Here is a 10884-nt window from a genome sequence, read left to right on the forward strand (position 1 = left end):
GTTCCAGCCCGCTGCGATCGAGGTCGCCGGATCGTCGAGCCGGGCGGCCGCCGCGTAGGTCAGGCCGCGGGCGCGTTCCAGCGCGACATAGTTGTCGGCCAAAGCGTGCTTGATGCCCTGGAATGCGCCGATCGGCTTACCGAACTGCTGGCGTGTTTTCGCATGTTCGACGGCGCGGTCCAGCGCGGCTCCGGCGACACCGACCAAATCCGCGGCCGCGGCGACCAGCGGTGTCGCCAGCGCCGACTCCAGGTCCACCGGCGCGATGGCCAACGGCTCGGCGTCGACCTCGACGTCGGCGACCGGTTGGGCCGGATCGGTGCATTCGGTCTCGCGCACGGTCACGCCTTCGCCGACCCGCACGACGGCGGCGACCGGCCCGTCGGGCGACGAGGCCAGGGTGACGATCAGCTCGGCCCGGGGGAGGCCGGGCACCGCGACCGCCCGCCCATGCACCCGCCCGTCCTGCAGCGTCATCGGCACCGCGGGCAGCCGATGGCCCGGCGGGTGAACGGCCAATGCGGCCACCACCCCGCTGCCGATCTCGGTCAGCACATCGCCGACAGCAGGACCCGCCAAACGCAGCAGACCCGCGGCCAGACCGACGCTGGACAGCAAGGGAACGGGTGCCAGCGCCGCGCCGCACTCCTCGAGGACGACGGTGAGCTCCATCCGACCGAAGGAGCTGTCGCGATCGGCGGCGGGTACGGCGAGTTCGCTCCAACCGAGGTCGACGACCGTCTTCCACACGGTGCGCCAGCCATCCGGGTCCGTCATCGCCTGCCGGGCGATCGCCGGCGGGCACTCTGCGCGCAGGACGTCACGCACGCTGTCGCGCAGCGCCAGTTGACCCGAATTCAGTCCGACGTCCATAAGGCCCCTAACATAATAAAAATAGTAAACTAGCGCGACAAACGTCAATCGCGGTGGCGTCGTGACCTCGGTGATCCGAATGGTGGTGGTTAATGGCGGAGTGGTACCTGTTCCTGCCGCAAGTGAGGGTGCCGGTCGCCGACATTGTCGAACGGGCGCGGCACGCAGAAGCCAGCGGATTCACCGGGATGGCGTTCATCGACCACCTCGAAGCACCCGGGCTGCCCGATGAAAGCATTTGGGAGGCAATGAGTGTCGCTACCTGGGTGGCCGCCAAGACGGAACGGCTGCGGATCGGCCACCTGGTGCTGTGCGACGCCTTTCGCCATCCGGCGGTGCTGGCCAAGCAGGCCCTAACGGTGTCGGAGGCATCAGACGGCAGGTTCGAACTCGGCCTCGGCTCCGGGTCCTGGCCCGCGGAATTCACCAGATTCGATGTCGGTCAACAAGATCCGGTTGCCCGGGTCAAGCAACTCGAAAGTCATCTCGACCTGATCAACCAGTACTGGGGACGCGGTGAGGACGCCACTGGCGGCCAGTCGCCGCTTCCCTCGCATCCGATACCGCTGATCCTCGGCGGGACAGGTCGGCGGATGATGGAACTTGTTCGCAGATACGCGGATTGGTGGAACATCCCGGCCAACCACATCGACAGGCTGGCTGAGTTGGCCCCCGCCGCCGGATCGGCCCGGGTTTCGATTCAGCAGATGGTCGGTTTCGTTCGCAAGGACAGCGATCCGGCCAAGGTGCGCGAGGTGAGCGCCCGGCGGTTCGGCAATCTCGGATCGGGTCTGGTTTGTGGCGATGCTGACGAATTGTCCGGACATTTCATGCATTTGTCCGGTCAAGGCGTTGAGCGGTTCTACGTCTGGTTCGCTGATTTCGCCGCACCGGAATCGCTGCACGAATTCGGCGAAACGGTGATCAAGGTTTTTCCGCAATAGCGCGTTTGGTCATGGGCGCTGCGCGGCACGGCGGCGAGCCTCGTCGGGCACAACGGGCTCGCGGGCGAACGGCCCGCGCCGCACCGCGTGCAGCCTGATCTCCGGCAGATCCACCGACGGGTCCACGGTGTCGAGCCATGCCACGGCGTCGGCCACATCGGACACCTGAATGGCGTTCATCTCGAACGGAACATCCTGCAGCATTTCGGTTTCCACCGGCCCCGGCGTCACGATGTGCACGGCGATACCGTCGCGGTCGACTTCGAGCGCCAGCGCGCGGGCAAAGGCATTCATGCCGGCCTTGGACGCCGAATAGGCGGTGCGGCCCATCATCGGTTCGTGTGCCGCCGAAGACGAGATGAACACCAGCCGGGAGCCGGGCCGCATCTTCGGGAGCGCGGCCGCGGTCACCACGAAACAGGAGTCCAGGTTTGCCGAGATGATCGTCTGCCACTGCTCGAATGTCTGCTTGCGCGCGTAGGTCCCACCGAGGGCGCCCGCCGCATGCACCACGAGATCGATGGTCTGCAAGGGGTTGATCGCCTGTGCGAAGCCGGTCGAGTCGGAGGCGTCGGCCACGATGTAGCGGGCCCCGATCTCCTCAGCCGCGGCGCGCAATGGATCGACCCGGCGTGCCGAAAGCACTACGTCGTAACCCAGTTCGCACAACTTGGCGGCGCAAGCCTTGCCTATGCCGCCGCTGCCGCCGGTCACCAGTGCGGTTCTCACATGCGCCCGATCGGTCGATCTACAGGTGGCGGTTGTCCCGCGGGCGGGACAGCGCCTGCGGCGACAAGGCGTAGATCCGTTGGTCGGGACCGGCGGCCAGCACGTGGCTCTGGGTATCGGAGAGGTGCCGCGCGGCCACCCGGCGCGCCCGCTCGACGTCGCCGGCCTCGATCATCTCGGCCATTTTGATGTGTGTGTTGAGCACGGCGCGCCGTTTCGTCAGCGACGGGTAGGTGCCCTTGGCCGCGCTCTCGTCGGCCCACTGCTGTTCATGGCTGGTCCACAGCGTTTCCAGAGTGCCGACGACCGCGATGATGGTCTTGTTGCCGCAGCCTTGCACGATGGAATCGTGGAATCTGCGCCCGATTTCGGTGAAGTCGGGCCCGTCCTCCAGATGGATGGCCATCGCGTCGTTGATCTCTTTGAGCTCGGGCACGATGGTGTCGGCGCGGTCGGCCCGCTGCGCCGCCAACGCCGCGCACGCGGGTTCGAGTTCCAGCAACGCCGTGCCGAGGTCGGCGACGACGACGGATTCGCTCTGCAGTAGCAGGCCCAACATGTAGGCGGCGCTGCTCTTCGCCGGAGCATGCACGATGGCGCCGCCGCGGTTGCCCCGGCGAACCGACACCAGCCCTTCGGTCTCCAGAATTCGCAACGCTTCTCGCAGCGAGACCAGGCTTACATTGAACTGCTCGACGAGCACTTCCTGGCGGGGCAGCAAATCGCCGTCGGCCAGTTCCCCGTCGATGATCTGGCGCCGCAACTCGTCCGCGACGATTTCGGCGATCCGCGGCGCCGACAGCCGACGTCGGGCCTCGGGGCCAATTCCCAGCGCAGTCATCTGATTCCAGCAGCGGAACTCACCGGCCGGAGACACGGCCGCTGCGCCCGCGAACTCCATATACTGCAATTTTAGCAGTAATGGCATAATAGCCGCGCTGGTCAAGCGTTCGGTCTGACGCGAGCGAACCCGGATCGGCAAATTTACTAAGATGGTATAGACAACAACCCGACGAATGTAGACGGATACAGGTTGAGCGACGGGCACGGCAGCCGACCGACACCGCTGGCGGACGTCCGTGTTGTCGAGATCAGCGACCGCATCGCCGGCAGCTACTGCGGAAAGCTGTTGGTCGACGCGGGTGCTGAGGTCAGGAAAATCGAGCCGCGGCAAGGGGATTGGCTGCGGCGGTACAGCGCGAGCGGATCGGCCGTCCCGGACGGCACCGACTCGCCCCTGTTCGGGTATCTCAATGCCGGCAAGCGCAGCCTGACCTGGTCGGCTGCCGACCTTCACGCCGAGTTCGCCGGCGCCGACATCATCGTGGTGACGGCCACCCGGTCACAGGCGGCGCAGTGGGACATCGATCCACAGCAGCTGCTGGCAGAGTTCCCGAGGGCGGTCGTCGTCACCATCTCCGACTTCGGCTGGACCGGGCCCTACGCCGAACGCGCCGCCAGCGAGTTCACCTTGCAGGCGTGGTCCGGCCTGACCGGTTTCCGCGGCGACCCAGCCGGACCGCCGATCGCGATCGGCGGCGATCTCGGCGAGTACATGGGCGGGGTGTTCGCCGCATTCGGAGCGCTGGCCGTGCGCCGCCGCGTCGAGCACGGGGGACCCGGCGAACACCTGGATTTATCCATGCTGGAATCAATCACGCTGATGCAGAGCGGCGAATGGTTGCACTCCCACTTGCTGCAGGTGCCGCCTGTGTCGCGCACCATCGAAGTGCCGTCGATCGAGCCCGCCAAAGACGGCTACATCGGGATCACCATGGTCACCGGCCAGCAGTGGCTGGATTTCGCGGCGATGGTCGACTGCGCGGAGTTGACCGAGATCCCGCAGCTGAGTTTCCAGATCGGGCGATGGCAATACCGCGACTTCATCCGGGAGCGGATCCGGCCGTGGTTGGCCGAACGCACTGTCGACGAGGTCGTCGAACTCGGGCAGCTGTTCCGATTGCCGATCGCGGCGCTGGGCAATGGCGCGACGATCCGCGACACCGCCTACGCCAGGGAACGTGGGGCGTTTGTGCGCAACCCGGCGGGCTTTTACCAGCCCCGCACCCCCTGGCTGATGTCGCGGTGCAGCCCGGCCTCGCTGGGCGAGGCACCGGCGCTGGGCGAGGCCGACGGCACCGACCCGTGGCCCGAACGCGAGTACCGCGAACCGCCGTCGGATCCGCGACTGCCGCTGCAGGGCCTTCGCATTGTCGACCTGACCGCGTTCTGGGCCGGGCCCGCCGCCACGCACCTGCTCGCGGCGTTCGGCGCCGACGTCGTCAAGGTGGAGTCGATCCAACGACCCGACGGCATCCGCTACTCGGGCGGCATGCGCAAAGACGTCGACGACTGGTGGGAATATGGCTGGGTGTTCCACGCCATGAACACCAACAAGCGTTCGGTGACTTTGGATTTGGGATCGGTTGAGGGGCGTCGCCTTTTCGGTGAACTGGTCGCCGATGCCGACGTCGTGATCGAGAACTTCTCTCCGCGGGTGATGGATCACTTCGGGCTCGCCGCGGACGCCTTGCTCGCCATCAATCCGCATTTGGTGATCGCCCGGATGCCGGCGTTCGGGCTGGACGGTCCGTGGCGCGATCGGGTCGGGTTCGCGCCGACCATGGAACAGATCGCCGGCCTGGCCTGGGTCACCGGACTCGCGGACGGTCCGCCCGTCCCGCCGCGCGGAGCGTGCGACCCGCTGGCCGGCGTGCACGCGGCTTTCGCCGTGACGGCGGCCCTGTGCTTCGCCGATCGCACCGGCGCGGGCCAGCTCGTCGAGTTACCGATGATCGAGACGGTCTTGAACGTCACCGCGGTTCAGCCGATGGAAGCCGAAGTATTCGGTGTCACGCTGAGCCGCCGGGGCAACCGGGGACACGGGTGGGCCGTCCAAAATCTCTACCGCTGCGCTGGCGACGACGACTGGGTCGCGATCACCGTGCGCACTGACGACCAGTGGCAGGCGCTCGTGGAGCTGATGGGCCGCCCGTCATGGACCGACGATGACCGGTTCGGCACGGTCGCCGGGCGGCAAGCGCAGGCCGACCAGATCGACCGTCGGCTCCAGGAGTGGTTCGCCGGCCAGGGCCTGAGCCGCGCGGTGGAAGGCCTTGCCGCCGCGGGCATTCCCGCCGCACCGGTGGTGTCGCCGTCGCTGGTGACCGAGAACGCTCAGCTCAACGACCGTGGGTTCTTGGAAACCCTCGATCATCCGCGCACCGGTTCGGGCCGCTACCCGTGTCCGCCGTTCGCCCCGCTAGGCGGACAGCGCAGATGGCTGATGCGCCCGCCGCCGACGCTCGGCGAGCACAACGGCGAGGTGCTGCGCGACTTGTGTGGCCGCACGGATGAAGACCTGGCGAGACTGGCGGCAGCCGGGGTGATCGGCACCCGGCCCAAAGGCCTGTGACGCTGTTCGAAAGGAGTAAGCGATGCGAATAATTGTCGACGAGTCGTTGTGTGAGGCCAACGGGTTCTGTGAGTCGTTGGCTTCGGACATCTTCGAGATCGGGGATGCCGATGTGGTGCATGTCGCCGATGGCGAGGTGCCGGAGGACCGGATGATCGACGTCGCGGCCGCCGTCGACCAGTGCCCGAAGGCCGCGCTGCGGCTGGTCGACTGACTCGCTAGCGGGCTTTCAGGGTTATCGGCATCTGGTCGTAGATCGACATGTTGGTGGTCAGGTTCGGGTACGACACCTGCGCTGGTCCGAGCGTGATGCCGTCGCAGCGCAGCAGCAATTCATCCAGCACGGCGCGGATCTCGGCGCGGGCTAGCATCGCGCCCAGGCAGTGGTGCGCGCCGCCGCCGCCAAAGGCGACATGCGGGTTGGGCTGTCGCCCGATGTCGAAGGTGAACGGCGATTCGAAGACCTCCTCGTCGCGGTTCGCCGATCGAAGCATGGCGACTACCCGCTCACCCTTAGGAATGTGCTGACCGTCCATTTCGATATCGACCTTCGTGCTGCGCGTCCAGTACGCCACCGGCGACGACCAGCGCAGCACCTCCTCGACGGCGCTGGACCGAACGGACTCGTCATCGCGGTACCGCTCGATCTGTTCGGGATTCGCGACGAATGTCTGCAGCCCGATGGCCAGCGCATTCTTGGTCGTATCGCTGCCGGCGAACGCCAACACGAAGAAAAAGAACTCGAGTTCGTTTGCGGCCAAGCTGAATTGCTCGCCGTCGTCGCCGGTGATGACGCCGGAGGCGATCGTGCTCCAGATGTCGTCGGCGGGATTGCGCCGCTTCTCGGCGGTGAGTTCCATCGCGTAACCGAAGATCGTCGCGAACACGTTGGTGTCCATCTCGGCAGCTTGTGACTGAACCTTGAGGATGTGGTCGAAACCGTCGAAGATACGCGGCCGATCCTGCTCCGGGATGCCGATGATGTCGCCGATGACGGTCATCGGCAGCGCGTCGGCGACATCGTCGATCCAGTCGCCGCTGCCGCGGGCAAGTAGGTCGTCGATCATCCGCGACGCGCGAGCCCGGATGCCGTCCTCGAGTTTGGCGATCGCCCGCGGCGTGAAAGCACTCGAGATGAGTTTTCGGTGCTTGCTCTGTTCCGGCGGGTCCAAGGTAATGATGGTCGGATTGGACGCGAACAGGTCGGCGGGCTGAATAAGCGGTCCGTTTACCGCAGTGAACGATTCGGCGTCGCGATGCAACCGCACGGCGTGCCGGTGCTTGGTGGTCATCCAGAAATCCCGCTTGACGGTCTTCTCGACACCCGGCGTCAGGCCGTGCCGGAACAGCGGCCGGTCGCGTCGGAGCTCGGTGAACAAGTCGTCGGGAAAGCCATTGCGCCACAATGCGAAATCGGACAGATCGACGGTTGAAGCCGTCATCACCAAACCTCGATTCACTCAGACGCCCGCGCCGCGCAGGGCACGGGTTTGGTGATTGACCCTACCGCCGGCGAGCGCGTGCGTTGACGTTCAATGCTTAAAATAGTAAAAATAGAAATGAGCCTGCCAAGCGCGGCGAGCGTCATCGCGGCCGTGCACCGGTTGGCTGCGCGGGAACGGAGAAGGTAGTGACGGACACGGTTTCGGATACCTCTATCGACCCGTCCGAACGCGAATTCGGGCCCAGCGGCATCAGCCTGTCGCCGTACCGATTCCCGACCGGATGGTTCATCATCGGCTTTGCCTCGGAGCTGGCACCGGGCGACGTCAAGCGGGTGCACTACTTCGGCGAGGAGATGGTGCTGTTTCGCACCGAGTCCGGCGAGGTGAACGTGCTCGACGCTTACTGCCAGCACCTCGGCGCCAACATGGGTGTAGGTGGCACGGTCGAGGGGGAGAACATCGTCTGCCCCTGGCATGGCTGGCAGTGGCGCGGCGATGGCACGAATGCGCTGATTCCCTACAGCAAGATCGGCTGCAAGAACAACGTCCGCGTCCGCACGTACCACAGCACGGAGTGGTACGGCTTCATCCTGGTCTGGCATGAACGGCACGGCCGGGCGCCGTACTGGCAGCCGCCGGTGCTGCCCGAGCTGGAAACCGATGAGTACTACCCGCTGCACCCGCACAGTCGAATGCTCAATCGGGTCAAGGTGCACGCGCAGATGATCATCGAAAACGCGGCCGACCCATATCACGTGCAGTACGTGCACAAGGCTGCCAATCCGGCCAACACCACCTCGTTCGAGGTCGACGGTTATCACCTGCATGCCACGGTGAGTGCCCACTTCGGTGGCGGCCGCTCAGAGACCTGGCTGACGCCCAACGGTCCGGTCGACGCCAAAATCGTCTACGACAACTACTCGCTGGGGTTGGGCATCGTCCGCTTCCCCAGCGACTTGGTGGCCACCATCGAGGTGACTGGGCAGACGCCGGTCGACGAGGACTACACCGACTACTTCTATACCCAGGCGTCGGTGCGCGAGCCCGGCGACACCGGCGACGCGCCCACCGGCCGCGCCGCCAAGTTCCTGGCCCTGCAGCAAGAGGTGATAAAGCAGGACTTCTTCACGTGGGAGAACATGAAGTATCTGGAGAAGCCGAACCTCGCACCGGAGGAGGCGCACGACTACGCGGCGCTGCGGCGCTGGGCGCATCGCTTCTATCCGGGCGAGGAACCCGCGCGGGACGACTTCGGCTACACCGCCGACGGTGATCCGGACCCGGCGGCTGCAGGAGCCTGATGTCCCGCGTGCCGGTTGGGGCGGCACCCGCATGCGACGGAGAGCCCATCAGCCCGGCTGATTTCGGTGTCGAGCGGTTCAGTGTCGCGGCAGTGCTCGATCGTCGCGCCGAACAGTTTCCCGACCGGGTGATGATCTCGATCGACGGTGCCGAGGTGACCTTCGAGCACATGCGGCAGCGATCCTGCGCGGCGGCTAAAGCGCTGCTGGACTTAGGTATTGGACCAGGCGATTGCGTCGCATTGTTCGCCGCGACCTGCCCGGAGTGGATCTACTTCTGGTTGGGTGCCGGACGCATCGGTGCCGTGGCCGCCGCCGTCAACGCGGCCAACAAGGGCGAATTCCTGCTGCACGCGCTTCGACTCTCACGGGCGAAGGTGATCGTCACCGACGCCGAGCGCCAGCCGCGGGTTGCCGAATTGGCCGATCAGCTACCCGGCTTGGCGACCATCGTCGTTTCGAACGATTTGCTCCAGACGAACCCTGGGGTGGTGGACGAATACGTCGGCGACGTCGCAGACATCGGATCATTCTTCTTCACGTCCGGCACGACCGGGCCATCGAAAGCCGTTGCCACAACCTGGCACTACCTGTTCACCACGGCTGCGACAGCCGCGACTGCGTGGGAGTTCGGCCCGGGTGAGTCGCTGTGGACGGCGATGCCGCTGTTTCATCTCAGCGCGGCGCCGGCCGTGCTGGCGCCGATGCTGGTAGGTGGGACAACGGTTCTGGCGGCGGCCTTTCATCCCACCTCGGTGTGGGACGAGGTGCGTGCCTGCGGCGCTGTCGGTTTCGCCGGCGCCGGAGCGATGGTCTCAATGCTGGTGCAGCAGCCGCCCGATCCGCGCGACGCGCAGCTGCCGCTACGCTTCATCTCCGCGGCGCCGATCGACGCGGCGGTGTACCGCGACATCGAAAAGCGTTACGGATGCCGGATCGTCACCATGTACGGCCTGACCGAAGCCTTCCCGATTGCGGTCAAGGGGGTGGGCGAAGTTGGCGTGCCCGGAACCTCGGGCCGGCCGAATCCCAACTTCGAGGTGCGCATTCTCGACCCGGACGGCGAGCCGCTGCCAAACGGCACCGTGGGCGAGATCGCGTGCCGGCCCCGCTTCCCGCACGTCATGAGCGAGGGTTACCTGAATGCCTCGGGCTTGACCGTCGACGCGCACCCGCAATGGTTTCGCACCGGGGATCTCGGTGCGCTGGACAGCGACCAGAACCTCACATATGTCGACCGGGTGAAGGACTCGTTGCGCCGCCGCGGGGAGAACGTCTCGTCGGTCGAGGTCGAGACCGTGGTGGCCGGGCATCCGTCGGTGCTCGAGGCCGCGGTGGTCGGGGTACCCAGCGACCTGGGCGAGGACGACATCTTGCTGTTCGTCACCGTGACACCCGATGGCGACCTGGATTACGCAGACCTGCTTGACTTTTGCGGCGCCCGGATGCCGTACTTCGCCGTGCCGCGATACGTAGAGATTGTCAGTGAGTTGCCGAAGACCGTCATCGGGCGGGTCCGCAAGGATGTTCTTCGCAGCAGAGGTGTCGGATCCGCGGCCTGGGACCGCGAAAGCCACGGCTACGTCGTTAGCCGTTGAAACAGGGAGAATAACCGATGGCGATGACCTATCAGCAGCAGTACGTCCTCGACGGTTCGGTGGGCCGTGACGCCATCTTGAACCTGACGGCGCGGCACAACCGATGCTTTTCCGAAGGCGACCGCAACGGATGGATTGCCACATTCCGCCACTCTGGCGCCAGCTTCACCCGTGACGGCAGGGAATTCACCGATCTACGTGAGGCATTCGACGGTGGCAACGGGCGGCTTGTCACCGTCGACCACGAGATCAGCGTTGACGGCGTCAACGCGACTCAGCGTTGCGTCGCACTGCTCTTCACCGCGACCGGCGACGGCGCAACGTTGCGTGCCACCGGGAGCTATCGCGATCAACTGATTTACGAGCGCGGCGGCTGGTACTTCACTTCCCGTGAGCTGCAATGGGATTCGTTGTCCAACGGGCACTCGCTCTCGGTGTGACTGACAGCAGCAATAGTCGTTAGATTCCGCGGTCGATCTGGTCAGGCGAATATTCGATGACCGGAGCGGAGTCGCCGTAGATGTCGAGGGTGTGCAGGAACCGGTGCAATCCCATCGCTGAGGCGCAGGTGAAGCCGAG

At 65.7% G+C, this 10884-nt stretch carries 10 protein-coding genes; 6 read left to right on the forward strand and 4 right to left on the reverse strand.

The features are described 5' to 3' along the window. A partial coding sequence (locus WAO18_RS03375) for an acyl-CoA dehydrogenase family protein (RefSeq protein ID WP_422203883.1) occupies positions 1 to 873 on the reverse strand: 873 nt, incomplete at its 3' end. A gap of 92 nt (positions 874 to 965) precedes the next feature. Here WAO18_RS03375 and WAO18_RS03380 point away from each other — a divergent pair. After that, positions 966 to 1817: an LLM class flavin-dependent oxidoreductase gene (locus WAO18_RS03380; RefSeq protein ID WP_422203885.1), complete on the forward strand. Its 852-nt coding sequence runs from the start codon at positions 966 to 968 to the stop codon at positions 1815 to 1817. A gap of 9 nt (positions 1818 to 1826) precedes the next feature. Here WAO18_RS03380 and WAO18_RS03385 read toward each other — a convergent pair whose 3' ends face one another. Beyond that, positions 1827 to 2546, reverse strand: coding sequence for an SDR family oxidoreductase (locus WAO18_RS03385; protein ID WP_422203887.1), 720 nt, complete (start codon positions 2544 to 2546; stop codon positions 1827 to 1829). Between the two features lie 19 nt (positions 2547 to 2565). Beyond that, positions 2566 to 3387 carry a FadR/GntR family transcriptional regulator gene (locus tag WAO18_RS03390; protein ID WP_422203901.1) on the reverse strand — a complete coding sequence of 274 codons (822 nt, stop codon included), beginning with the start codon at positions 3385 to 3387 and terminating at the stop codon, positions 2566 to 2568. A 192-nt stretch (positions 3388 to 3579) separates the two neighbouring features. Between WAO18_RS03390 and WAO18_RS03395 the strand changes: the two genes are divergently transcribed. Continuing rightward, positions 3580 to 5961 carry a CoA transferase gene (locus WAO18_RS03395; RefSeq protein WP_422203889.1) on the forward strand — a complete coding sequence of 794 codons (2382 nt, stop codon included), beginning with the start codon at positions 3580 to 3582 and terminating at the stop codon, positions 5959 to 5961. A 22-nt stretch (positions 5962 to 5983) separates the two neighbouring features. Continuing rightward, positions 5984 to 6175, forward strand: coding sequence for a ferredoxin (locus WAO18_RS03400; RefSeq protein WP_422203891.1), 192 nt, complete (start codon positions 5984 to 5986; stop codon positions 6173 to 6175). 4 nt (positions 6176 to 6179) lie between these two features. Here WAO18_RS03400 and WAO18_RS03405 read toward each other — a convergent pair whose 3' ends face one another. Further along, the gene (locus WAO18_RS03405) at positions 6180 to 7403 is read right to left on the reverse strand and encodes a cytochrome P450 (protein ID WP_422203893.1); all 1224 of its coding nucleotides are present in this window, start codon (positions 7401 to 7403) and stop codon (positions 6180 to 6182) included. Between the two features lie 188 nt (positions 7404 to 7591). Here WAO18_RS03405 and WAO18_RS03410 point away from each other — a divergent pair, with 188 nt between their 5' ends. Genes WAO18_RS03410 through WAO18_RS03420 form a run of 3 tightly spaced genes read left to right on the forward strand, consistent with a single transcriptional unit; the run spans position 7592 to position 10745 of the window. Continuing rightward, positions 7592 to 8707, forward strand: a complete 1116-nt coding sequence (locus tag WAO18_RS03410; RefSeq protein ID WP_422203895.1) for an aromatic ring-hydroxylating oxygenase subunit alpha — start codon at positions 7592 to 7594, stop codon at positions 8705 to 8707. Then, positions 8707 to 10305, forward strand: coding sequence for an AMP-binding protein (locus tag WAO18_RS03415; protein ID WP_422203897.1), 1599 nt, complete (start codon positions 8707 to 8709; stop codon positions 10303 to 10305). The genes WAO18_RS03410 and WAO18_RS03415 overlap by 1 nt, the downstream gene beginning before the upstream one ends. Positions 10306 to 10322: 17 nt before the next feature. After that, positions 10323 to 10745 (forward strand): nuclear transport factor 2 family protein, encoded by a 423-nt coding sequence (locus WAO18_RS03420; RefSeq protein ID WP_422203899.1) that lies wholly within the window; start codon positions 10323 to 10325, stop codon positions 10743 to 10745. The last annotated feature ends 139 nt before the right edge of the window (positions 10746 to 10884 follow it).

The sequence above is a fragment of the Mycobacterium sp. genome, from assembly GCF_049278535.1.
Taxonomy (GTDB): Bacteria; Actinomycetota; Actinomycetes; order Mycobacteriales; family Mycobacteriaceae; genus Mycobacterium.